At 64.7% G+C, this 24,039-nt stretch carries 23 protein-coding genes and 2 pseudogenes; 10 read left to right on the forward strand and 15 right to left on the reverse strand.

Annotated features, from left to right (window positions below; all coding sequences use genetic code 11):
* Positions 1-4: 4 nt before the first annotated feature.
* Both VKI00_RS30890 and VKI00_RS30895 read left to right on the forward strand, forming a co-directional pair.
* The gene (locus VKI00_RS30890) at positions 5-1,249 is read left to right on the forward strand and encodes a Xaa-Pro peptidase family protein (protein WP_324446749.1); all 1,245 of its coding nucleotides are present in this window, start codon (positions 5-7) and stop codon (positions 1,247-1,249) included.
* A complete protein-coding gene (locus VKI00_RS30895; RefSeq protein WP_324446751.1) occupies positions 1,239-2,369 on the forward strand; it encodes a M24 family metallopeptidase in 1,131 nt (376 codons plus the stop codon). The genes VKI00_RS30890 and VKI00_RS30895 overlap by 11 nt, the downstream gene beginning before the upstream one ends.
* 100 nt (positions 2,370-2,469) lie before the next feature.
* On the opposite strand, the gene VKI00_RS30900 is transcribed toward VKI00_RS30895, so the two are convergent.
* The 7 genes and pseudogenes from VKI00_RS30900 to VKI00_RS30930 all read right to left on the reverse strand — a co-directional run bounded on the left by VKI00_RS30900 (position 2,470) and on the right by VKI00_RS30930 (position 7,480).
* The gene (locus VKI00_RS30900) at positions 2,470-3,282 is read right to left on the reverse strand and encodes an SDR family NAD(P)-dependent oxidoreductase (RefSeq protein WP_324446753.1); all 813 of its coding nucleotides are present in this window, start codon (positions 3,280-3,282) and stop codon (positions 2,470-2,472) included.
* Between the two features lie 11 nt (positions 3,283-3,293).
* A complete protein-coding gene (locus tag VKI00_RS30905; protein WP_324446755.1) occupies positions 3,294-4,367 on the reverse strand; it encodes a phosphotransferase in 1,074 nt (357 codons plus the stop codon).
* 9 nt (positions 4,368-4,376) lie between these two features.
* Positions 4,377-5,225, reverse strand: coding sequence for a mycofactocin-coupled SDR family oxidoreductase (locus VKI00_RS30910; protein ID WP_324446757.1), 849 nt, complete (start codon positions 5,223-5,225; stop codon positions 4,377-4,379).
* Between the two features lie 132 nt (positions 5,226-5,357).
* A pseudogene (locus VKI00_RS30915) lies at positions 5,358-5,762 on the reverse strand (cytochrome P450); the annotation flags it as partial.
* A gap of 187 nt (positions 5,763-5,949) precedes the next feature.
* A complete protein-coding gene (locus VKI00_RS30920) occupies positions 5,950-6,501 on the reverse strand; it encodes a hypothetical protein (protein ID WP_324446759.1) in 552 nt (183 codons plus the stop codon).
* 32 nt (positions 6,502-6,533) lie between these two features.
* Entirely contained in the window at positions 6,534-6,788 is a 255-nt protein-coding gene (locus VKI00_RS30925; protein ID WP_324446761.1) for a hypothetical protein, read from the reverse strand.
* 38 nt (positions 6,789-6,826) lie between these two features.
* Positions 6,827-7,480, reverse strand: a complete 654-nt coding sequence (locus VKI00_RS30930; RefSeq protein ID WP_324446763.1) for a TetR/AcrR family transcriptional regulator — start codon at positions 7,478-7,480, stop codon at positions 6,827-6,829.
* A 94-nt stretch (positions 7,481-7,574) separates the two neighbouring features.
* Between VKI00_RS30930 and VKI00_RS30935 the strand changes: the two genes are divergently transcribed.
* The gene (locus VKI00_RS30935) at positions 7,575-8,273 is read left to right on the forward strand and encodes a DinB family protein (RefSeq protein WP_324446765.1); all 699 of its coding nucleotides are present in this window, start codon (positions 7,575-7,577) and stop codon (positions 8,271-8,273) included.
* A 31-nt stretch (positions 8,274-8,304) separates the two neighbouring features.
* On the opposite strand, the gene VKI00_RS30940 is transcribed toward VKI00_RS30935, so the two are convergent.
* From VKI00_RS30940 to VKI00_RS30970, 7 genes are read right to left on the reverse strand one after another with little or no spacing between them, the layout of a single operon-like run.
* Positions 8,305-9,048 (reverse strand): acyl-CoA dehydrogenase family protein, encoded by a 744-nt coding sequence (locus VKI00_RS30940; protein WP_324446845.1) that lies wholly within the window; start codon positions 9,046-9,048, stop codon positions 8,305-8,307.
* Between the two features lie 50 nt (positions 9,049-9,098).
* Entirely contained in the window at positions 9,099-10,187 is a 1,089-nt protein-coding gene (locus VKI00_RS30945) for an acyl-CoA dehydrogenase family protein (RefSeq protein ID WP_324446767.1), read from the reverse strand.
* A complete protein-coding gene (locus VKI00_RS30950; protein ID WP_324446769.1) occupies positions 10,184-10,612 on the reverse strand; it encodes a nuclear transport factor 2 family protein in 429 nt (142 codons plus the stop codon). The genes VKI00_RS30945 and VKI00_RS30950 overlap by 4 nt, the downstream gene beginning before the upstream one ends.
* On the reverse strand, positions 10,596-11,810 hold the full coding sequence (locus VKI00_RS30955; RefSeq protein ID WP_324446771.1) for an amidohydrolase family protein: 1,215 nt from the start codon (positions 11,808-11,810) through the stop codon (positions 10,596-10,598). The genes VKI00_RS30950 and VKI00_RS30955 overlap by 17 nt, the downstream gene beginning before the upstream one ends.
* 3 nt (positions 11,811-11,813) lie before the next feature.
* Positions 11,814-12,137 (reverse strand): hypothetical protein, encoded by a 324-nt coding sequence (locus VKI00_RS30960; RefSeq protein ID WP_324446772.1) that lies wholly within the window; start codon positions 12,135-12,137, stop codon positions 11,814-11,816.
* Positions 12,121-13,401, reverse strand: a complete 1,281-nt coding sequence (locus VKI00_RS30965; protein WP_324446774.1) for an aromatic ring-hydroxylating dioxygenase subunit alpha — start codon at positions 13,399-13,401, stop codon at positions 12,121-12,123. Before VKI00_RS30965 ends, VKI00_RS30960 begins: the two co-directional genes overlap by 17 nt.
* A 4-nt stretch (positions 13,402-13,405) precedes the next feature.
* Entirely contained in the window at positions 13,406-13,954 is a 549-nt protein-coding gene (locus VKI00_RS30970; protein ID WP_324446776.1) for a carboxymuconolactone decarboxylase family protein, read from the reverse strand.
* A 251-nt stretch (positions 13,955-14,205) separates the two neighbouring features.
* On the opposite strand from VKI00_RS30970, the gene VKI00_RS30975 reads away from it, so the two are divergent.
* The 7 genes and pseudogenes from VKI00_RS30975 to VKI00_RS31005 all read left to right on the forward strand — a co-directional run bounded on the left by VKI00_RS30975 (position 14,206) and on the right by VKI00_RS31005 (position 21,924).
* Positions 14,206-15,504 carry an amidohydrolase family protein gene (locus VKI00_RS30975; RefSeq protein WP_324446778.1) on the forward strand — a complete coding sequence of 433 codons (1,299 nt, stop codon included), beginning with the start codon at positions 14,206-14,208 and terminating at the stop codon, positions 15,502-15,504.
* 125 nt (positions 15,505-15,629) lie between these two features.
* Entirely contained in the window at positions 15,630-16,796 is a 1,167-nt protein-coding gene (locus tag VKI00_RS30980) for an acyl-CoA dehydrogenase family protein (RefSeq protein WP_324446847.1), read from the forward strand.
* Complete coding sequence (locus tag VKI00_RS30985) at positions 16,796-17,551, forward strand: SDR family NAD(P)-dependent oxidoreductase (protein WP_324446780.1); 756 nt, start codon at positions 16,796-16,798, stop codon at positions 17,549-17,551. The genes VKI00_RS30980 and VKI00_RS30985 overlap by 1 nt, the downstream gene beginning before the upstream one ends.
* On the forward strand, positions 17,551-18,768 hold the full coding sequence (locus tag VKI00_RS30990; RefSeq protein ID WP_324446781.1) for a CaiB/BaiF CoA-transferase family protein: 1,218 nt from the start codon (positions 17,551-17,553) through the stop codon (positions 18,766-18,768). Before VKI00_RS30985 ends, VKI00_RS30990 begins: the two co-directional genes overlap by 1 nt.
* Positions 18,769-18,820: 52 nt before the next feature.
* The gene (locus VKI00_RS30995) at positions 18,821-19,627 is read left to right on the forward strand and encodes an enoyl-CoA hydratase/isomerase family protein (protein ID WP_324446783.1); all 807 of its coding nucleotides are present in this window, start codon (positions 18,821-18,823) and stop codon (positions 19,625-19,627) included.
* Complete coding sequence (locus VKI00_RS31000; protein ID WP_324446785.1) at positions 19,620-20,765, forward strand: thiolase family protein; 1,146 nt, start codon at positions 19,620-19,622, stop codon at positions 20,763-20,765. The genes VKI00_RS30995 and VKI00_RS31000 overlap by 8 nt, the downstream gene beginning before the upstream one ends.
* 11 nt (positions 20,766-20,776) lie before the next feature.
* Positions 20,777-21,924: pseudogene (locus tag VKI00_RS31005) on the forward strand (acyl-CoA dehydrogenase family protein).
* A 273-nt stretch (positions 21,925-22,197) separates the two neighbouring features.
* Here the strand turns inward: VKI00_RS31005 and VKI00_RS31010 are convergent.
* Complete coding sequence (locus VKI00_RS31010) at positions 22,198-23,565, reverse strand: arylsulfatase (RefSeq protein ID WP_324446787.1); 1,368 nt, start codon at positions 23,563-23,565, stop codon at positions 22,198-22,200.
* Positions 23,566-24,039: the final 474 nt, after the last annotated feature.

Raw genomic sequence — 24,039 nt, forward strand, 5'->3', positions numbered from 1 at the left:
CCCAATGACTTCGCCCACTTCGTTCCTGGCCGCACCCGCGTCGGCGCTTGACATCCCGGATACACCCGATCTCGATCGGATGCGTCGCGAGACCGGCGCGCGGCTGCGGTCGGCGATGGCCGACCGAGGCGTGGATGCCCTGATCCTGCTTGGAAATAACAGCGTCGTCTACGCCACCGGGGTGAGCTGGCCACTGGGTGACGCCGGTTTGTCTTACGTCGAGCGCCCGGTCGCGGTGGTGCTCGCAGACGACCCGTATCCGCACCTTTTCTTGCCGTTCCGTGAAGGGGCCGCATCGGAATCGGGGCTGCCGGCCGACCACCTGCACGGCCCGGTGTATCTGGAGTTCGACGAGGGCGTGGAGAGCTTCGCGCGGGTGGTCGATGATCTGGTCCCGTCCGAGGCGGTGCTCGCGGTGGACGAACTCACCGGTGCGATGCGCCGTGCGCAGGCGCGACTCTTCCCGTCCGGGCGGCCCGCCGACGCGGCGCAGATTGTCGGGGCGGCCAAGCTCATTAAGACTCCCGACGAGCTGTCTTGCATGCGCACCGCGTGCCGGATCACCGACGAAGCGATGGTAGATGTGCAGGCCGCGCTGGCACCCGGGATTCGCCAGATCGACCTGTCGGCCGGCTTCATGCGCCGCGCCTTCGAGCTCGGCGCGATGGCCAGCATGCTGGAGCCGATCTGGCAGGTGATGCCACCGAGCAAGGAAGACGGTGTCTGGACCACCCACGGTGATCTGGCGTTGCCGCTGTTGACGACCGAGCGTGAACTGCGTGCCGGTGACGTGCTGTGGACCGACGTCAGCATCACCTATGCCGGCTACTGCTCTGATTTCGGCCGCACCTGGATTGTTGGCCAAGACCCGACGCCGCGCCAGCAGGCGCAATTCGACAAGTGGCGGGAAATCATGGACGCCGTGCTCGACGTCACGCGAGCCGGCGCCACCGCGGCCGAGTTGGGCAGGGCGGCAACAAAAGCCAACGGCGGCACCCGACCGTGGCTACCGCACTTCTATCTTGGGCATGGAATCGGCGTGAATGCCGCCGAAATGCCAATGATCGGAACCGATCTCGGCGACGAGTTCGACGAGAACTTCGTTTTCGAGCCAGGAATGGTGGTGGTGCTGGAACCGGTCGTGTGGGAGGACGCCACCGGCGGCTATCGCAGCGAAGAGATTGTCGTCATCACCGAGGAAGGCTGGATTCCGTTGACCAACTACCCCTATCACCCGTATGGGAACTGAAGTTTTGCCCGACGGCCGCGCGCTGCGTGCCGGTCGCCGGGAGCGGGCGCTGGCCCAGATGGAGAAGCACGACCTCGACGTGTTGGTTCTCGGGCGGCAGGCCAACGTGCGCTACGTCACCGGTGCGCCCCAGCTGTGGGTGGCAGGCACCCGTCCGTTCGGACCGACCTGCGTGTTCATCCGGGAGACCGGGGCGATCCACCTGCTCAGCACCTGGGACGAGGGCGTTCCCGACGACATCCCGCACGAGAACCTGTACGGCATCACCTGGAATCCGACGAACACGATCTCGGTGCTGAAGGAAATCCAGGGTGCGTCGACTGCCAAACGCGTTGGCACCGATGCGCTTTCGCCGGGGTTTGCCCAGCTACTGCCGATGGCTTTCCCCAACGGCGAGCTGGTCGACGGTGAGCTGGCCATGCGCGCCGCGAGGCGGATCAAGACCCCCGAAGAGGTCACCGCGCTGCGCGAGGCCATCCGGGTCGCCGAGGTCGGCCTGGCCGCCGCGGTCGCCGAGCTGCGACCGGGCGTAAGCGAGAAGACGCTGGCCGGGATCCTGCTGGAGGCAATGGCAGCCGGCGGGGTGAGCACCCCGTCGACTCAGGATGCCGCGTGGGTTACCGCACGCGATCACCCGTGGCGACGGGCGAGTGATGACGGTCGGATTCAGGCCGGCGATTTAGTGGCGTTTTCCGCCGGTGTGCTGGACGGCGGCTATACCGGTGAGGTGGGACGTACCTGGCCGGTCGGCGAGATCAACCGTGCTACCGATCTCTACCGGCGATGGGATGCCTTGTGGCACCGGCTCTATGACGCGTGCCAACCGGGCGCGCCGGGCACCGACCTGCTGACCGCCTACGATGCCGCGGGGGAGCAGTTGCCGCCGATGCCGATCGCACGGGGTCTGGGGCTCGGATTCGACCCGCCGGTTGTTTCGCAGCATCTACCGGCCACCGCTGCCGGGGAGCATCTGGAAGCGGGCATGGTGCTCGCGGTTACCGGTTATGTCTGGCAAGAGGGCGTCGGCGCGGTGTTCGGGCGGGAGGCGGTCTTGATCACGGCCGACGGCCCTGAACTCCTGACATCGAGTCCGTCGGCCAACGTTGCCGTTGGCGCCTGAAAATGGCTGAGTGACGCCGAAATCGCCGAGTTGGAAGCCGAGAGCGTGATCGGCCGAGTCCCTGGCGGCACCAGAAAGGCCGCGACTCGGTGACGGCTAGCTAGTGGGTCCAGCCGTCGGCGGCCTGATCGTCGAACGTGCGGTCAATCCGCTCGAACCGGCGGCGGACTGACGCACGGGCGGCCGCGTGTGGCAGCACATAGAGGCGGTTGGCCACAATCGCATCGGCGGTGAGGGTGTCTTCCTGGGAAGGGGCCGGCCCCGGCCCCTCCGTCACAACCGCCGTTGACGCCAGGCCATAATCCGCGCCGCGGATCCGTTCCGAGTTGGACACGAGTTTGGTTTCGACGACCATCGGGCAGAGCACCGACACACCGATGCCGTGGTCTTTGACCTCGCGGGCCAGCGTTTCGGCCAGGCTGACTACGCCGTATTTGGCGACGCTATAGGCGCCGAGGCCGACATTGGGCACCAGGCCGGCGAACGATGCGGTGAAGGCGATATGGCCGCCAGTACCTTGCTCGAGCAGCCTGGGCAAGAACGCCTCGACGGCATGGATGTTGCCCCACAGATCAATGTCGATGACCCAGCGCCAGTCCTCGTGCGTCATCTGTGCGATCGGGCCTGCGACCACAATGCCGGCATTGCTGAAGACAATGTCGACTTGGCCGAGTAGGCGAAACGACGCGTCTGCCAGGTGAACCATCTCGTCGAGTTGCCGGACGTCGCACGTCACGGGGTGTGCATCAACTCCCTGACCATGCAAGTGTGCCACCGCCTGTTCCAGCCCGGGCTTATCGACGTCGGCGAGCACGATACGTGCTCCACGGCGAGCGAACTCGGTGGCGGTGGCGAACCCGATACCACTGGCACCGCCGGTGATGACGGCGGCTTTGCCTTTGAAATGGTCCATGGCGCGAGACGTTACGCGGTGATGGAATTCAGCGCCTCGTGGGTCTTAAGGTCAACGAACGCAGCTGAATATCGCTGCGCGAGCGCCAGGCAAATCTCGGGGCGCTGCCACGCGTCGCCGCCGCTGAGGGTAGCGATCCAGATCGCTAGCCCGTGTGCGACCGACGCGCGGTAGCGCAGCCAGATTTCGTCGGCGGTTGGCATTTCGTCGTCGGGCAGGCTCAGCGCTTGCCGATATTCACCGAGCAGGTCGCGCTCGTGGCCGCGACGGTCTTCGATGGTCAGCGCGCCTTGTAGGAAGTAGCCGAGGTCGAGTGAAAAGTTGCCGTGGCGCACCATCTGCCAATCGAGGAAACCAACCGTGTCATCGGGAAGTACATAGGTGTTGCCGATGTGCGGGTCGCCGTGCAGCAGTGTCGGCGGCACCGTCGTCAAGGTGCGAATGTAGCGGGCCCAGATATCGACGAACAGGTCAGTGCCCGTCATCGTCGGGATCTCGGCGGGAACGGAGTCTCCCAAGCGCTCGTAGGCGATCTCGAGAGGTGCGAATTCCAGGCCGGCGAACGGGATGAACGGCTCGACCCAGCCCAGTGCCGGATTATCGGTGGTCCGATCGCCCCAGTATTCGCTGTGCAGTTTCGCCAAGCCGCGAACTCCGCTGGCTGTCTGATCGACTGTCAACGGGCGCGTGGAATCCCGTGGATCGGCACCTCGTGCGACGACGTCCTCCATGATCATCAGGAAGTCGGATCCTTCCTCGTCGATGATCGCGGTGTAAACAGCCGGATGGTCAAGCGGCAGAGCGATTCCCGAGGTGAACAGCCTAGGTTCGTGGAACAGGCCGCTGGTCAGACCGACAAGTTCCACATGTGCGGGATCCGCCGCCTTGGCGAACACCGTGGCGGGGCCGGTACCGGCGGAGTACGTCAGCTCGAGTCGGGCACGCCTGTTGGTGCCGTCATCACGCAGCACCACCGCGATATCGCTGACTACGGCATCGGGATGGTGGGCGCGTAGTGCGCCCGTCATCCAGGTCGGCGTGATCTCCTCCCAGCCGTTGGGGATGGTTAATCCTGCGACCGTCATAACGACCGGCTATTTCAGGCAGCTGCCGGCGTCGATGGGAAGCGTGACACCCGTGACGTAGCGCGCCTCGTCGGATGCCAAGAACAGCACCGCATTGCTGACGTCCTGCGGCTCTACCCACGGGATCGGCAAGGTGTGGAACATCTGACAGATGGGCGCCATGTCGTCCGGGCCGGGGTTCTCCAGATCGGGACGGAACATCTTGAACGTGCCGTCGTTGTGCAGCATGGGTGTTTTCACGTGCGTCGGGTGCACCGAGTTGACGCGAATCATGTGTTGCCCCAACTCCACTGCGAATGCGCGCATCAGCCCGACAACCCCGTGCTTGGCCGCGACGTAGTGGCCGGTGTGCGGGTATGCCTTGAGTCCCCCGACCGAGCTGGTCAGCACGATCGAACCGCCGTTGCCGCCCGCAAGCAGGTGCGGCACACCGGCTTTCACGGTCTTCCACACCCCGGCCAGGTTGATGTCGATCATCTCCGTCCAGTCTTCTTCGCTGGTTTTGTCCAGCGTGTCGCCGCCGTTGCCGATACCCGCGTTGGCCACGATGATGTCAAGCCGGCCGAGCTGCTCGACGCCGTTGTCCACCGCTGCTTTCAGGGCGTCGTAGTCGCGCACATCGACTTCGGCGGTGAAGATTCGGCGGTTGTGGCCCTTGACGAGGTCGGCGGTCTCGGCCAGGTCCTCCGGTGTGGAGGCCGGGATCGCGGTGTCCGTAACGCCGTCGCGGATTGGCTTACAGATATCGATCGCGATGATGTCGGCGCCCTCCTGCGCCAATCGCACCGCGTGCGAGCGGCCCTGTCCACGGGCCGCGCCGGTGATGAACGCGACCTTGCCTTCGACTCGACCCGCCATCGTTACCTCATTTCCTGATTTGTGTTGGGCTCAACCGAGAACCGCCGGCATTGCCTCCCAGCCACGCACGGTGGACGTCGGAGACAACGCGGCGTTGCTGAGGTCGACCTCCCATTCTGGGAAGCGCTTCAAGACGAAGTCGAAACGGCCGGCACCAATCAGCCGATCCAAACTGCGAGCGCAGAATTCGCGGATCTTGGGTTCCAGGTCGTTGATCTTGCGCGGGGTGAACATGCGGGCCAGCAGTTTTCGGTGCACGTTGTGGATCGGCGGATCCTCGAAAATGATTACACCGGGCGGTATATCGATGTTGGCCTTGATCAGTTCGATGATCGCGCCGCGGGCCGAGCTGAACGTTTCGTGATCGACGATCGCCCGGTCGACATCGGCGAAGCGGCTCAACGCATAAAAGTCGTGTAGCTCGTTGTAATACAGCGGTGCTTCTTCGCGCAGCCCTCGAAACGCCAAGTAGGGGTCGGCATTGATCTGCACGTCGTACGGGTCGTAATAGACACCGTCCGGAGCAGTGACTGTCACAGGGTTTCGCCTCTCGCCGCAACCGCGTTGTTGGTAGCGCGGAATTTCTCTCGCGCTCAGCATCTGCGGCAACTCTGTCATCAGCCACCTGTGGGTGTCAACGTGGGATCCGTTTTCGCTACTTATTCTTCTCTCTAAGTGAGAATATCGTTCTCATGCGATCGCGTGATGTGCGATATGCGAACGCTCAAGCGTCTTGATCGCCGGCGTCGCGGAAGCGCAGCAGCGCCTCTTGCGCGTAGGACGCGACCAGCAAGCCATCCTCGCTGAGAACGTCGCCACGACCGAAGCAGCGGCCGTGCGTCAACATCGGACTGTGCTGACGCAGCAGCAGCCAGCGATCGGTGCGGAATGGGTGATGGAACCAGATGGTGTGGGAGGTGACCGCCGAGGAGAACAGGGCGCCGTTACCACGGTGGTTGAAACCTTCGAGGGGACGAAGCGCGGTTCCGATGAGCGTGAGGTCGGTGGCGTAGGCGGCCAGCGCGGGCGCCAGCTCGCCGCCCACAGCGGGGGTGCGCATCCACACTTCGAGTTGCGGTGGGCCGGCGCTCGACGCGTTGAGGTCGTCGGCGCAGCGTGTCTCCCATGAGATGAGATCCAATTCGGCGCGGTACTTTTCGTCCAACAGCGCCGGAACGGCGTCGGTGCTCTGGTGCGTGGGGCCGTCCTCGGTGATGTGCATGCTCACTGAGCTGGTCGCCAACACACCGCGCGGCTGGCGCGCGGTGATCGTCAAGGTCGCGAACGACCGACCTTGGTGGTGCCGCGTCACCTCGTAACGGACCGGATCGTAGCCCGGCCTTCTTTCGCGAACACCGCGTGCAGCGATTTGACGGCCTTGTCGGGACAGACCACGGACGCGGCCCGGATGAACTGCGCCAGGAGTTGGCCGCCAAACAACCGGTGGTAATTCAGCTGTTGGTTAGCGCCCTCGAACACCCAGACCTCTTGTGCGTCGGGCCGCTCGCCGTCCTGGGCACGCAGCTGCAGACAACCCAGCGGATCGGTCCAGGGGTCGGGCACGAGTCAGGTTCTCGCTGACGGGTAATGCAGTTCTCGCGCTAGTCGCCGACGAATCCGCGTGAGCAGAAGTCCCACACTTCGTCGGCGGTAATGGGGTGCGTGGTCGCGTCGCCGGACCCGCCGCTGGACTGCGCGATGAACATCACCGTCGACATCGTCATCGCGGCCATCCGCTTCGGGTTGATGCCGGCGCGCAGCTCGCCGGCATCGCCGGCGGCTTCCATGAGTTCGGTGAGCAAACTCACAAGCGGTGCATGAGCGACTTTGACCTCCTCCGGATGCGAGACCAGCAACCGTGGAGCAAAGTCGGTGAACAGTGGCCTCTTGGCCGTCGGGTCGGGGCGCGAAGCCTCGAACAGCAACTCGATCGCGACCTTGAGTCGTTCGATTGGATCGGAGTGGTTGGCCGTGGCGGCGCGTATCTGGTCGGCCGAGCGGCTCAACGCGTCTTCGAACAGCGCGAGCAGCAGTTCGTGCTTGCCGTCGAACTGCAGGTAGAAGCTGCGCAGCGACTGCCGCGAGCGGTCGACGACCTCTTGCACGGTGAAGTCCGTGCTGCCCTTCTCGATGATGATGGCCTGGGCCGCGTCAAGGAAGCGTTGGACGCGCTGCGCTGCCCGCAGTTTCGCCGTCTTGATCGACCGCTCGACAGCACGCTGCTTCCAGGCAGGCTCTTCGCTTGGGCTGGTCACCGGCTGCTCAGGTGATTGCCGCGAGGGGAGAACATGATTGGACTGTACCGGAGAACGCCGTGTCATTGTGGGCTAGACCCCCTGCCGGGACGACGTGTCTGAGATTGTAACTTTCTCGCCACGAGAATACTATTCTCTTGCTGCTCTCCAGGGAAGCGGAACGGAAATAACGGGCCGCGATGGCCGTGTCGTTGGGAATTATTACAGCGGGCGTCGGCTCGGATTTGGCATGGCCACGCACCCGGGCAGTGCGCTGCTCGGCAGCGTGATCGATGCCCTGCTGCATCATGCGTTGCCTTTAGGTCAGAAAATATGGGGCATGGTCGATCAGAAGCCGCCCCGATCGTTGGGTGACGAACGACAAGTGTTGATGACGTTGCTGCAATATCAGCGGGAATCCCTGATCCGCAAGGTCTTTGGAGTCGACGAAGCGGCGGCCCGTCAATCACCGGTAGCGAGCGGGATTACACTGCTGTGGCTTGTTCGCCACCTGGCTTACGCGGAGCGGTTGTGGATAATTCATCGTTTTGCCGGTAGGGAGAAACCTCCGCCTGTGAACGACACATCACACGACACCGTCGATGCCGCGCTGACTGCGTATCGGGGCACCTGGGCCGATGTCGACGCCGCCATCGCCGCCGCCCCCACGCTCGACGAGGTCAGCGCGATCGCCGATGACCGCGGCCACGTCACCCTGCGCTGGATCCTGGCGCACCTCCTGGAGGAAACGGCCCGCCACGCTGGCCACGCCGACATCCTTCGCGAACTCATCGATGGTGTGACCGGTCGTTGAGTTGGGAACCTGATCGGCATTGCGGGTCCCGCTACAGCTGCGCGAGGCGCGGCGCAAACCGTTTGGCGCGCAGCGTCGCTCCGGCCTCCCGGGTGAGTTCGCGGGCGCTGCCCAACATGCCATCCAAGACCAGCGAACGCTTCACATGACGATGCAACTCATGCTCCGCGGTGAACCCGATACCGCCGAGCACCTGTTGACAGTGCCGCGCGGCGATCAACGCCGCCTGGCCGGCCGCCGCCTTGGCGAGCAGGAAGCTCAGGTCGTCGGGCTCGGCGGCGGCGGCGACCAGGGTCGCCTCCGCACCCTCGACAGCGACCAACGTCTCGGCCAGCCGATGCCGGATCGCCTGGAACGAGGCGACGGGCCTACCGAATTGCACACGGTCCAAGGCATGTTGGCGCGCCAGCGCCAGCATGGCGCGGCCGGCGCCCACCAGCCACCAGCCGAGCGCGTGCCGGCCCGCGGCGAGCGGCACCGGATCTCCCTGCGATACCCGATGTATCGGTAGGTCATCGCCGAGCGCCGAGCCGGCCTGCTCGGCGCGGTCCCAAACGACCCATGAGCCACCCGCGTACGGCAGCGGGACGGTACCCCCGCCGTCGCGTCCGGCGGCGCGCAGCACGACATCGTTGAGCACGGGCGCGTGGGCGCCTGTCTCGCCGAGCAGCCGAAACACCAACGGAATTGCGGTTTCCGGCATTTCGTCGAGCATTTCGAGCCAGCCCAACTCCGTCAGGGCCGCATCGAGTTCGCGACCCGACGCTGCGCTCATGGTCTTCTGTAAGGCGTCTTCCAACAGGTGCAAGGATTCGGTGTCCACGCTCACTCCTTGCCCAGATCCAACAGCCGGCGCGCGATGATGTTGCGCTGGATCTCCGCGGTGCCGCCGTAGATGGTTGCCGCGCGGGAGTAGAGGTACTCGGATCGCCATGGCGTGTCGTCCAACTCGATGGTGCCGGGCAGCAGGTCGCGAACGGTGTCGTAGAGCCGCTGCTCGGCGGTGGCCAGCAGGACTTTGTCGATCGATGTCTGCGGCCCGAGTGGCTCCCCGTCGGCCAGCCGGTGTTGGGTTGCCCGAGACCGGCAGCGCAGGGTGTGCAGCGCGAGATAGGCTGCGCCGAGCTCGTATTCGTCTGGGTCGACTGCTTCTGCGATGAGTTCGTCGAATCGTGCGTAGAGGTAGGCGATCCGCTGCCAGAAGCAGGTGGAGCGCTCGTAGGGCAGCAGGTCCATCGCCAGCCGCCAGCCGTCTCCCGGCTGGCCGAGCATGCGTGCCGCGGGGATCACCACATCGTCGAAGTAGACCTCGCAGAACTCGTCGACTCCGTGCATGGTGCGCAGCGGCCGAATGGTGATGCCCGGCGTGTCCAGGTCGACGAAGAACGCGGTGATGCCATCGTAGCCAGGTGCGGTGCGGGTGAGCAGGACACAACGTATCGAATATTGCGCGTAGCTGGTCCAGACCTTCTGCCCGTTGACAATCCAGTTGTCGCCGTGCAGGGCGGCGCGGGTGGTCAGCGACGCCAGGTCGCTGCCGGAGCCCGGCTCGGAAAAGCCCTGACACCACTGTTCGCGACCACTGAGCAGCCGCGGCACCATCTCCGCCGCGAGTTCAGGTGGGGCGTAATCGATCATGGTCGGCGCGAGCACCTCGACCATCGAATAGGGGCCCGGCTCGGCTAGACGGCGACCGACCACCTCCTCGCCGACGATCGCGCGAAGCATTGCCGGCCCGCCCAACCCGCCGACGTGCTGGGGCCAGCCGTATCGCATCCAGCCGGCGTCATAAAGCGCGGAATGGACGCGGGCGAGTTGCTTGATGTGGCCTTCCAGCGAGTGGTCCGGCCCGGGGGTCAGGTCGTGCTCGTCGAGCCAGGCCCGCAGGTTCGAACGGAACTCGTCGACCTTCATGCAGGATTCGCGGACGGGCGCCCGATCGCGTGTGGACGGCCGGAGTCGTGTGCGCCGCTGCGCCGGATAAATGTCATCGCACGGGTTTTCAAGCGCCAGCCGTCGTCGGTCCGCACATAGGTGTCGTTGTAATAGCCGATCCGCATGTCATGGCTGGCGTGGTCGATGAAGCACAGCGGTTGTGTTCCGGTGGCGGTGTCGCCGTTGAGTTCGATCACCGGAGTGGCCGTCATGAACAGCCCCTTGGGCGCGGCGTCGACGAGCACGGGAAACCGGTCCAGCGAATAGGTTTCGCCGAAGGCGCTGTAGGTGCCATCAGGTGTGAAGACTTTGACCAGCCCGTCGATGTCCTGTTGCGTGATGGTCACGGCGTAGCGCGCCAACAGCTGCTGGATCTCGACCAGGTCGTCAGTTCGTGTTGGCATAAACCTTGCCTCCCTTCATCACGAAACTCACCTTCTGGGTAACGCCGATGTCGGACAACGGGTCTCCGGGGACGGCGATGACGTCGGCGAGCAGGCCCTCGGCCAGCCTGCCTCGGTCGGTGGCGTTGATCAAGTCGGCGGCCGTGGTCGTCGCCGCCCGCAATACCGCCAACGGCGGCAGGCCCCAATCGACCAGGGTGACAAGTTCGTCGGCGTTGCGGCCGTGAGGTATTGCGGGCGCGTCGGTGCCCACCGCGATCTTCACCCCGGCCTCGTAGGCGGCCAGTATCGAGGTCCGCGACTTCGGGAACATCTCGGCGGCCTTGGCCTGCAGTTCGGGCGGGGCGTGCGAGACGTCCATTCCCTCCGCCAGACGCCGGGTCGAGACCAGGAAGGTGCCGTGCTCGACCATCACCGCGATCGCCTCGTCGTCGATCAGAAACCCGTGCTCGATGCAGTCGATGCCCGCTTCGACCGCGTGCTTGACGGCGTCGGCGCCATGCGTGTGCGCGGCGACCCGCAGCCCGCGCCGGTGCGCCTCGTCGACGATCGCCCGCAGCTCTTCATCCGAATAGTGTTGCGCGCCAGGCGGACCGGTCAGCGACATCACGCCGCCCGAGCAGCAGACCTTGATCAGCTCGGCGCCGTGCTTGATCTGATACCGCACCGCCTTGCGGATCTCGTCGATTCCGTTGGCGATGCCCTCTTCGACGGTCAGGTCGAGCACATGCGGGGCGAACGCGGCGAACATGGTCGGATCCAGATGCCCGCCGGTCGGGGTGATCGCATGCCCCGCGGGTACCACGCGCGGGCCGTCGATCCAGCCGGCGTCGATGGCCTTTCCCAGCGCGACGTCCAGCAGATAGCCGCCGGTCTTGACGAACAGGCCGAGGTTGCGCACCGTGGTGAACCCCGCACGCAGTGTCCGGCGGGCATTGCCGACCGCGCGCAGCATCCGGGTCGGCGGGTCGTCCTGGACCTGGGACAGTCCGGGCTTCTCTCCGCGCCCGCCCATCAGCAGGTTGACCTCCATGTCCATCAGCCCGGGCAGCAGGATCGAGTCCCCGAGGTCGATCAGGTCACCCTCGGGTTCGCCGCCGACACCGACGATCCGGTCGCCGTCGATCCGAAGGATTCCCGGTCGTGCGATCTCGCCCGCGTCGACGTCGAGCAGCCCGGCTGCCTTAAGCGTCAGCACCGCTTAAATCACCGGCTCCCTGGTCAATTCGACCCAGGCCGCGCCGCTGTCAGGCACGCGCGGCTGCTTCCACGCTTCAATCGGAAACGACACCATGATCAGCGACTGCATCAGGTGCATGAGGGTCCGCGCGTCCTCGGGCAGATCATACAGTGGGTACTTGTCGCAGTAGGCGATCACGTCGTTCAGGCGCGGGAACGCGACGTCGTAGAACGCCTGCATCTCGCTCATCGTCGAGGACAGCCGCTTGGCATAGCGCTCGGGTTCGGTGGCCAGGTCCCAGTCCAAAAAGGGCTCCAGGTCAGCGAATTCAGACGGTAGCGCCATTGTTCTGGTACTCCTTTACGTAGTCCCCGGTCACTTTGTGCAGATGCCGGAGCAGGATTTCCTGATCGCACAGCAGAAAGTCTTTGACGACCTTGGTGCCGATCATCGTCTGGGTCGCTTCGAGGGTGTTGGAATCCTGCAGCGCATACTCCTTAAACGTCACCGCGGCCAACTCGTGGGCAAGGCGTTCCCGCGCGTTTCTCGGCGGAACGAAATACAGCGTGCACTCGAAGATGTGCTTGTCGACGGCGGTCGGCCAGTAGTGATACGTCAGGTACCAGCCGGGCTCCCAGATCAGCAGCATGAAGTTCGGGAAGAAGTGCCACGAGTCAATTCCCCACTGCGGTATCCGCTTTGGGTTGACGCCCGGAGGCAGCTCAGCAAGCTTCTCGATGACCTCCGGCTTGTCCCAGGGACCGAACAGACCGCTGCGCAGCACCTGGTCCATCGGCTTGACCATCGACATGTCCGAGGGCGGCGCCTGACCGCCCCAGGTGGAGATCATCCCGTGCGGGCTGGCCAGCTCGTAGTGCAGCGCCTCGAAGCCGTACTTCATGATCTTGGCGGCTTCTTCTTTGGTGTACTGCCCCTGGTGCAGCACCGGCGCGTGGTAGAACTCGGCGAACGCGTCGATGAACAGCTTCCAGTTGCTACCGACCTCCGCGCGGTAGGAGTAGTACTCCGTCATCTCGCCGAACGGGTAGCCCTCGATGCCTTTGGCCAAGGGGCCCAGGTAGTCGGCGAGCGGCTTGGCGTTCTGGTCGAGGTTGATGAAGATGAAACCCTCCCACACCTCGCAGCGGACGCCGACCAGGCCGTACTGGCTCTTGTCGACGTCGAAGAACTCGTCCTCTTGCTGGATGAACGTCAGATCGCCGTCGAGGCTGTAGCGCCAGGCGTGGTACTTACAAGTGAACTGCCGGCACGTGCCCGAGGTCTCCTCGTGTGGAAAATCGTTCCACACCAACTTGTTTCCGCGGTGGCGGCAGACGTTGTGGAAGGCCTTGATGGACCCGTCCTTGGTCTTGACGATGATCACCGAGACGCCCGGGCCCGCCGACGGTAGCTCTTTGGTGAAGTAGCTGCCGGTGCGCGGCAGCCGCTCCACCCGACCGACGTTGAGCCACGTCCGCTTGAAGATCGCGTCGCGCTCGGCCTCGAAGAACGCGGGATCGATCGAGTCGGTGTAATCGACTGGTGCGGTGCCCAGTTCTGGGTAGTTTTCTGTCCAGCTGCCGGCAGCCGGCTTCGCGAAATGTGGCAATGTTCTACCTTTCTGTCCGGGCTGTCTGGTCGTGTTCGACCTCGACGCCAAAAGTGTTCAGGGCCATCGCAAGTGCGATATAGCCGCCGGTCGTGAAGATCAAATCCATCCGCTGGTGCTCGTCGAGCCGCTCACCGAGAGCTGTCCACGTCTGGTCCGAGAGGTTGGTCTTCTCATCGAGCTCATCGACGGCGGCCAGTACCGCGCGATCGAACTCGTCGCTCGGATTGCCCGATCGCACCGCCTCGATGTCGGCGTCGGACAGCCCCACGTCCTTGCCGATGTCCACATGGTGTGACCACTCGTAGGCGCAGCCGCGCCGATGTGCGACCCGCAGGATGACTTGCTCGCGGATGCGCGGCGGCAGCGTCGACCCGTAGAGCAAATAACTGCTGAAGCGGAGATACGCGCGGGTCAGCTTCGGATGGCGCACCAGGGTCGACAGCACATTGCCGGCGCCGCGGGGATTGCGCCGCTCCTCCGGCAGCATGCCGGAGACCGCATGCCGGGCAGCGTCGTCCCACTGGTCCGCCGGCAACGGGGACAGACGCATACGGCCTCCTCAGTTGCGAGAATCATATTCTCATATTTGACCAATAGGTTTCCACGAACTCGCGGATTGGTCAATGTTTCGCGTTCGACCAGCGGAAACGCCACCATCCGGTACGGGCTGCGTTAGTGCGCCGACCGGACCCCTGCCGCCGCAGGGGTACCGTGAAGATGTTGATTCTCGCGATCAGAGAAGATAATTTTCATACTTGAGAGAACGGGCCGCCGAACGACCCCCGACGAGAGGAACGGCCAGTGAACAAAGACGACATGATTTTGATCAGTGTCGACGACCACACCGTCGAGCCACCGGACATGTTCAAGGACCACCTGCCGAAGAAGTACGCCGATGACGCGCCGCGGCTGGTGCACAACGCGGACGGCTCCGACTGCTGGCAGTTCCGCGACACGGTGATTCCCAACGTCGCGCTCAACGCGGTGGCCGGACGGCCTAAGGAGGAGTACGGCCTGGAGCCGCAGGGCCTCGACGAGATCCGGCCGGGTTGCTACAACGTCGACGAGCGGATCAAGGACATGAACGCCGGGGGCATCCTGGCCTCGATCTGTTTCCCATCGTTCCCGGGGTTCGCCGGTCGGCTGTTCGCCACCGAGGACCCGGAATTCTCGGTGGCGCTGGTGCATGCCTACAACGACTGGCACATCGACGAGTGGTGTGGTGCCTACCCGGCACGGTTCATCCCGATGGCGATACCGGTGATCTGGGATGCCGAGGAGTGCGCCAAAGAGGTGCGACGGGTGGCCAAGAAGGGCGTGCACGCATTGACATTCACCGAGAACCCGGCCGCGATGGGCTATCCGAGCTTCCACAACGAATACTGGAATCCGCTGTGGAAAGCGTTGTGTGACACCAACACCGTGATGAACGTGCACATCGGGTCCTCGGGCAGGCTGGCGATCACAGCCCCCGATGCGCCGATGGACGTGATGATCACCCTGCAGCCGATGAACATCGTGCAGGCCGCCGCGGATCTGCTGTGGTCGCGGCCGATCAAGGAGTACCCGGACCTCAAGGTCGCACTGTCGGAGGGCGGCACCGGGTGGATCCCCTACTTCCTGGAGCGGGCGGACCGGACCTACGAGATGCACTCGACCTGGACGCACCAGGACTTCAAGGGCAAGCTGCCCAGCGAGATCTTCCGCGAGCACTTCCTCACCTGCTTCATCAGCGACAAGGTGGGTGTAGCGCTGCGCAACATGATCGGCATCGACAACATCTGCTGGGAAGCCGATTATCCGCACAGCGACTCGATGTGGCCGGGTGCGCCCGAAGAGCTCTGGGACGTGTTGTCCGTCAACAACGTGCCCGACGACGAGATCAAGAAAATGGCCTACCAGAACGCAATGCGGTGGTACTCCTTCGACCCGTTCAGTCACATCACGGAGGCGCAGGCGACCGTGGGTGCGTTGCGCAAGGCCGCTGAGGGTCACGACGTTTCGATCCGGGCCCTGAGCCACCACAAGGACACCAGGTCGGGTTCGTCGTTCGCGGACTTCGCCGCCAGCGCGAAAAATCTGACCGGCAACAAGGACTGACGCGGCACCGAAATGCACGCGCGCCCGTGGCGGTCGCCAGCGCGGCGAAGCCGGGCGCAGCGGGCCGACAGCGACAGCTGGTGCCTGAACTGATCGAAGGAGATTTACCAGTGCCCGGCGGTGGGATGAACTTCGAGCTGACCGACGACCAAGAGCTGATCCGCAAGTCGGTCGCCGAGTTGGCGTCGAAGTTCGACGACCACTACTGGATGGAAAAAGACCAGGCGCACGAGTTTCCGCACGAGTTCTATCAGGCGATCGCCAGCGGCGGCTGGCTGGGTATGACGATCCCGGAGCAGTACGGCGGCCACGGCCTCGGCATCACCGAAGCCACGCTGCTGGCCGAAGAAGTGGCCAAAGCGGGCGGAGCGATGAACGCCGCCAGCGCCATTCACCTGTCGATCTTCGGCATGCAGCCGGTGGTCAAACACGGTTCCGACGAACTCAAGGCTCGCACGCTGCCGAAGGTGGCGACGGGCGAACTGCACGTGTGCTTCGGAGTCACCGAACCCGGTGCGGGCCTCGATACCTCACGCATCACCACGTTCGCCAAGCGCGACGGCGACCACTATGTCGTCAACGGCCGAAAGGTATGGATCTCCAAGGCGCTCGAGTCGCAGAAAATCCTGCTGCTCACCCGAACCCAGCCCTATGCCGAGGTCACCAAGAAGACCGATGGGATGACGCTGTTCCTCACCGACATTGACCGCAGCCGGGTGGAAATCCGGCCGATCCGCAAGATGGGTCGCAACGCGGTCAGCTCCAACGAGGTGTTCATCGACGACCTGCACATTCCGGTCGAAGATCGAGTTGGTGAGGAAGGCAAGGGCTTTCAATACATCCTCGACGGCCTCAACCCGGAACGGATGCTGATCGCCGCTGAGGCGCTGGGCATCGGCCGGGTCGCCCTGGAGAAGGCGGTGAAGTACGGCAACGAGCGCCATGTCTTCGACCGGCCGATCGGGATGAACCAGGGCATTCAGTTTCCACTGGCTGATTCGCTCGCCCGGCTGGACGCCGCCGAGTTGATGCTACGCAAAGCCACCTGGCTCTATGACAACGGCAAACCCTGCGGACGCGAGGCCAACACCGCGAAATACCTATGCGCCGACGCCGGTTTCACCGCCGCCGACCGGGCGCTGCAAACGCACGGCGGCATGGGATATTCCGAGGAGTATCACGTTTCGCGGTACTTCCGGGAGGCCAGGCTGATGAAGATTGCGCCGGTCAGCCAGGAGATGATCCTGAACTTCCTCGGTTCGCACGTGCTGAAACTGCCGAGGAGCTACTGATGACCCTGTTCGACCTGACCGGACGATCGGCATTGGTCACCGGATCCGGCAGTGGAATCGGCGCGGCGGTCGCCCATGCGTTGGCCGCTGCCGGCGCGGCGGTACTCGTCAGCGACGTGGACGCCGACGCCGCTTCTGCTGTCGCCGAACGCATTTGCTCCAGCGGCGGCAAAGCAGAGGGTGTCCCGCTGGACGTGCGAGACCGCGCAGCCGCGGACGCGGCGGCGGCACACGCCGCCGGGCTCACCGAGGGTGTGTTGCACATTCTGGTCAACAACGCCGGTGTCACGGCACCGGGGATGTTCGCCGATCTCACCGACGAAAGCTTCCAGCGAGTGCTCGACATTCATCTGATGGGCGCCGTTCACTGCGCTCAGGCCGCGCTGAAGTTCCTGCCCACCGATGGCACCGGTCGCATCATCAACGTCGTCTCGTCAGCGGGTATCACTGGCACGCTCGGCCAGGTGAACTATTCGGCGGCCAAGGCCAGCATTATCGGATTCACCAAGTCATTGGCCCGTGAGATGGCCCGCAACAACATTCTGGTGAACGCGCTTGCGCCGCTCGCGGCGACGCGTATGACCGAGACCATTCGCACCAACGAGAAATTCGCGGCCAACATGATGGCTCGAATTCCGTTGAAGCGCTGGGCCGAGCCCGAAGAGGTCGCGGGCGCATTCGTCTTTCTCGCGTCGGACGCCGCCTCCTACATCACCGGTCAGGTGTTGCCGGTGGACGGCGGCATGGTGATGTGATGTCGGCAACCGGGGGGCCGCTGACGGGAGTCACCGTGGTGGCCCTGGAGCAGGCGGTCTCCGCTCCGATGTGCACACGGGTGCTTGCCGACTTCGGTGCACGCGTCATCAAAGTAGAGAATCCCGACGGGGGAGACTTCGCCCGGCACTACGACGACGTCGTCAACGGGCTTGCCGCGCACTTCGTGTGGGCCAACCGGGGCAAGGAGTCGGTCACCCTCAACCTGAAAACCGAAGCTGGGCTCGATATTCTGCGTTGCCTGCTCGACCGTGCCGACGTACTCGTTTCCAACCTCGCCCCAGGATCCACCGCCCGATTGGGCATCGCCGCGGCGGACCTGGCGGAGAGCCACCCGGGCGTGATCGCGGTGGAAATCGACGGCTACGGCCCGGGCGGACCGCTCTCGCACAAACGCGCCTACGACCTGCTCGCGCAAGCCGAATCCGGCGCCTGCGCCGTCACCGGCCATCCCGGCGCACCGGCCAAGCCCGGCCCGCCGATGGCGGACATCAGCACCGGGTTGTATTCGGCAATATCGATTTTGGCCTTGCTGTATGCACGCGACGCGGGGTCGGCGACGGGCCAGCACGGCAACACTGTGGCGGTCAGTTTGTTCGACACGATGACCGATCTGATGGGCTACCCGCTCACCTTCGCCCAACATTCCGGAATCGACCAGCAGCCGTTGGGAATGAGTTCGCCCGCGGTGGCGCCGTACGGCGCCTACCGTACCTCCGACGGCCAGACCGTCGTGCTCGGTACGACCAATGATGCAGAATGGCAACGGCTTTCGCGCCAGATCCTGGAGCGTGACGACCTCGCCGACGACCCGAGATTCGCCGGTAACGCCGGTCGCTGCGCGCACCGCGACATCCTGGACGACGCCATCGGCGCCTGGTGCGCGGCGCACGACTTGGAACATGTGCAGAAGACTGCCGATGCCGCGGGCATCGGCAATGCGCGCTACAACCTGCCGAGCGAGGTTCTGGTGCACCCACAGCTGACCGCCCGGGATCGCTGGCGGCAGGTCGACACGCCGGCCGGCCCGATTTCGGCTTTGCTGCCCCCGCCGGTCATCTCCGGCTATCAGCCCGCCATGGGCGCGGTGCCCGGACTCGGGCAGCACACCGACGCGGTGCTCGCCGAACTCGGCATTGCAGGCGGCGAAATCGTCGCGCTGCGAGCCCAAGGCGCCATCGGACCGGTCTACCCCTGATGTCCCGCGCCGGCGACGATGCAGAGCGAAGCGATGGGGAGGAGCGGCGCTGATGTCCGAGGAATCCGTGCTGCTGTGCAGCGACCGCAACGGTGTGCGGACGCTGACGCTGAATCGACCTCAGCGGAAGAACGCGATCAACCGTGAGCTGTGGATGGCATTGGCCGATGCGCTCACCGCCGCGGGCAACGACCGCGGGGTGCGTGCGGTCGTGATCACGGGCGCCGGCGGCGCGTTCTGCTCCGGCGCCGACATCGCCAGTCCCGACGACACCCACCCGGTGTACAAGCTGCAGCGGTTGACCGACGTGGCCCTGGCGCTGCATGAGCTGTCGGTGCCGACGATCGCCAAAGTGACCGGGGTGGCCGTCGGCGCCGGATGGAACCTGGCGCTGGGCTGCGATCTGGTTGCCGCCACCCCGGAGTCGACGTTCTCGCAGATCTTCGCCAAGCGTGGATTGTCGGTGGATCTGGGCGGCTCCTGGCTGCTGCCGAAAATCGTTGGCCTGCAACAGGCCAAGCGGCTGGCGCTGCTGGCCGAGACTATCGACGCCGCCGAGGCTCACGCGCTGAACCTGGTGACCTGGGTGGTATCCGCCCCGGAGATCGACGATTTCGTCACCGACATCGCCGACCGGCTGGCCGCCGGCCCGACGATCGCGCTGGCGCAAACCAAGGCGTTGCTCAACGAGGGTGCCGACCGGACCATGCGTGACGCGTTGGCCAACGAAGCCCGTGCGCAGGGCGTCAATTTCGCCACTGAGGATGCACGCGAAGCGTATGTCGCCTTCGCCGAGCGGCGAGACCCGTCGTTTACTGGGCGGTGGGCGGTATCGAGATCGGAGCAGACAAATGCGTGAAACAGTCATCGTCGAAGCGGTGCGGACACCGGTCGGCAAGCGCAACGGTGGGCTATCGGCCATGCACGCCGCCGACCTGTCGGCTCTCGTGCTCAACGAGCTGCTGCAGCGCACCGGCATTGGCCCGGAGATTATCGACGACGTCGTCTGGGGTTGCGTGTCGCAGGTCGGGGATCAGTCGAGCAATATCGGGCGCTACGCGGTGCTCGCCGCCGGCTGGCCCGAGAGCATCCCGGGCACGACGATCAACCGGGCATGCGGTTCCAGCCAGCAAGCCTTCGACTTCGCGGTGCAGGCAGTGATGTCCGGGCAGCAGGACGTCGTCGTGGCCGGCGGTGTCGAGGTGATGAGCCGAGTGCCGCTGGGTTCGGCCAGGGCAACCGGAATGCCGTACGGGCCCAAAGTGCTTGCCCGCTACGACGATTTCTCCTTCAATCAAGGGCTGTCAGCCGAGATGATCGCGAAGAAGTGGGGATTTTCCCGTACCCGGCTCGACGAATACTCTGCGATGTCCCACGAACGGGCCGCCGCGGCCCAGGACAACCGGGCCTTTGACGATCAGATCGTCCCCGTCTTCGTCGAGGACACCGCGGTGAGCCAAGACGAGGGCGTGCGGCGGGGGACGACCGTGGAGAAACTGGCCGGGCTCAAGCCCGCGTTCGTCGACGACGGCGTCATTCACGCCGGCAACTCCTCACAGATCTCCGATGGCGCGGCGGCATTGTTGGTGATGACGTCGGCGGCCGCGCTCGAGCTCGGATTGACCCCGCTGGTGCGCTACCGGGCCGGAGCGGTGACCGGGGCGGACCCGGTACTGATGCTCACGGGTCCCATTCCTGCCACCGAGAAGGTGCTGACCAGGGCTGGCGTCTCGCTGGCGGAGGTCGGCGTGTTCGAGGTCAACGAGGCGTTCGCCCCGGTGCCGCTCGCCTGGCTCGCCGAAACCGGCGCCGACCCGGACCTGGTCAACCCGCTGGGCGGAGCCATTGCCCTCGGTCACCCACTCGGAGCGTCGGGCGCGATCTTGATGACCCGGATGGCGCATCACATGCGTGACAATGGGATTCGCTACGGATTGCAGACCATGTGCGAAGGTGGCGGTACCGCCAACGCCACGCTCGTAGAACTTGTTGCCTGACGGGGGAATTCATGCGCCGAGACCTCTTCACCGAAGATCACGAGGCTTTTCGGGAGTTGGCCCGCGACTTCATCGAGAAGGAGGTATGCCCGCCTATCCACAGTGGGAGAAGGCCGGGCGGATGCCGCGCGACGTCTTCAAGCACATGGGTGCGCTCGGGATGCTCGGGATGGCGATTCCAGAGGAGTATGGCGGCGCCGGCATCCCCGACTACCGTTACAACGTCGTGCTGCAGGAGGAGGCGGCGCGGGCGCTGGTGACGCTGTCGACGGTCCGCACCCAACTGGAAGTGATCCTGCCGTACTTCTTGCATTACGCGTACGAAGAACAGCGCAAGCGCTGGTTCCCCGGCCTGGCCGACGGGACGATGCTCACCGCGGTCGCGATGACCGAACCGGGAACCGGGTCCGACCTGGCGGGGATGCGCACCACGGCGGTACGTGACGGCGACCACTGGATCGTCAACGGCGCCAAGACATTCATCACGGGCGGTATTCAGGCCGACCTCGTGATTGTCGTCGCCCGCACGTCCACCGACCCCGACAACCGGCGCAAGGGCCTGACGTTGCTCGTTGTCGAGGACGGGATGGAGGGTTTCACCCGCGGTCGCGAGCTGGAGAAGATGGGCTGCAAGGTCCAAGACACCGCCGAACTGTCGTTCGTCGACGTCCGTGTCCCCATCGAGAATGTTCTCGGCGACGAGGGCGAGGCGTTCGGCTACCTGGGCCACAACCTGCCGCAGGAACGTCTGACGGTGGCGGTCGGATCGGTGGCGCAGGCGCGCTCGGCGATCGCCGCGGCGATCGACTACACCAAGAACCGCAAGGCCTTCGGGACCCCGGTGGCCTCGTTCCAGAACACCAAGTTCGAGCTGGCCGCGTGCTCGACGGACGTGGAGGCCGGCCAGGCGATGCTGGATCGTGCAGTGGCGCTGCACGTCGAGGGGGAGCTGTCGGCCGCCGACGCCGCGCGCGTCAAGCTCTTCTGCACCGAGATGCAGGCCCGCGTCATCGACCGTTGCCTGCAGCTCTTCGGCGGTTACGGCTACATGATGGAGTATCCGATCGCCCGGCTGTACACCGACGCACGAGTGGCGCGCATCTACGCCGGAACTAGCGAGGTGATGAAGGTGATCATCGCCAAGTCGCTCGGTTTGTAACCCTGACCTCGGCGCAGCACCGCTGAGAGATCAATTCGCCCGCAGTGTGTCCGCAGCAGTTCCGATCCGGGTGCGGATCGCCGCCCCGACGGCGGCCCTGGTGGACTCGTCAGCATCCGGCCACAGGTGCCCGTAGGTGTCCAGCGTGGTCGACGCGCTGATCTATCTACCGCGAAAAAAACGGGGGAAACGAGCAAAAAACGACGAAAACGCAACGCGACTGCTAGCGCGCCAGTTCTGTTGTGCGGCAGCGGTGTTGGGGTGTTCGCCCGATTACTCGTAGCCGGTGAAATCCTCGCCGGTTTTGATGTGCGGGAAGCGTTTCGCGCTTTCTTGGAGGGCGATGACGGGCCGCAGCGCCGCACCAACCGCCCACCCGTCGCTCATGGCTGTCTCCATGATGTCGAATTTCTCCTGCGGATCGGCCACCAGGTCATAGATCGCAGGAAGCTGCGGCCGGACGTACGGCCCGAACAGCGAACCGCCCTCAAGGACCGTTCGGAAATGCACCTTCATCGTTTTCCATTTGACGGTGAGCAGTTCGCCGTCGGTGCCATAGAGGATGAAGTCATCACGGCCCGACGCAGCCGATTGGCCGAGCAAATGTGACGAGACGTCGATCCCGTCGATGGGGCGATCGGTGGGAACCCGCTCACCCGCGTCGATCATCGCCGCCAACGTGGGCAGCCAGTCGGTGGCGGCAACGATCTCCTGGCTGACACGCCCACCCGGGATTCGCCTTGGCCAGCGCACCATCGCCGGTGCCCGCACCGACCCTTCCCATGTTTGCCCGAACGATCCACGCCACGGCCCACCTGATCCACAAGCCTGGCCGACCGTGTCACCGGCCGCGTTGTCGCTGCTCCACACCACGATCGTGTTGTCGGCCACCCCCGCAGCATCCAGGGCATCAAGGATCTGCCCGGAGCGGTGATCAAGCTCCACCAGACTGTTGGGGATCACGCCGGGCGAGCCGGAACTGCCTTCGAAGTCGGGATGCACGGCCAGCGGCGGATGGACCGTGGTGAAACTGGCATACAGGAAAAACGCGGTGCCCGCGGCGGCGTTTCGGGCGATGAAATCCGTGGAGTGCTGGGTGATCCACTCGTCCATGAACGGCCGGGTGGTCAGGTCGAAGTTCTCGACGGCTCGGCACGGCTGCCCCTTGGCTCCTTCCAGGATCGCCGGGATCGGGAAGTCCTTGGGATACAGCGGGTGGTTGGTGTAGGACGCCTCGTCGCTGGAGTTGGGGATACCCCACCACTCGTCGAAGCCCTGGGCGTTGGGCAGGCGATCCGCAGTCTCGCCGAGATGCCATTTACCGAAGCACGCGGTGCGATAGCCCAGGTCGCTGAACAGGTCAGCCAGCGTGTATTCCCAGGGGCACAAGCCATAGTGGCCGCCCTCCCCGGGCATCGGCACCCGACAAGTGCCCGAGCGCACCGGCATCCGCCCCGACAGGATCGCGGCCCGTGTCGGTGTGCACTGGGCCTCGGTGTTGTAGTTCTCTAGCCGGATCCCCTCACCGGCCAGCCGGTCCAGCCGCGGAGTCTTGACCGTGCCCCCGTAGCAACTCAGTGCCCCCCACCCGATGTTGTCGCCCAGCATGAAAACGACATTCGGTCGCGGATCATCAGGCATTTGAGGCCCCTCAAGCAGTGCCGTAGGCGGCGACTCATCCTATCCGGTGAACCACCCGCTTACTCGCGGCCGCGGCAGCGGCAGCCGACGACGACGGCGACGCCGACGACGGCGGAGACGCCGGCTGGGACCCGTCGAAGGTGTAGTGATCCTCTCGATCTTCGACAAGACGCCCGGCGCTTAGAACTCGTCGCGCGGTGATCGGGACAAACGCTAGCCGCCTTGGCAATTCGCCTCATTAGCAACCGATGTCAGGGTTTGGTGGCGACCTGGCTGCATCAAGCTGAAATGATGCGTGGGGGTCGGCGTGGGCGGCGGCTCGCCGTCCTTCGCAATTACCGGCCACCTCTATTCGGCGAGGCGTCAACCGCAGAAATCGAAAAGCAGCTAGCCCTTACCTGAGTCTTGACTCACCGACTCAGGTGGGAAATTTTGCCCACCTGATCGGGCCGAAATGTGTAGTCATGGCTACGC

The sequence above is a fragment of the Mycobacterium sp. genome, from assembly GCF_035314665.1.
In the GTDB taxonomy this organism is placed as follows: Bacteria; Actinomycetota; Actinomycetes; order Mycobacteriales; family Mycobacteriaceae; genus Mycobacterium.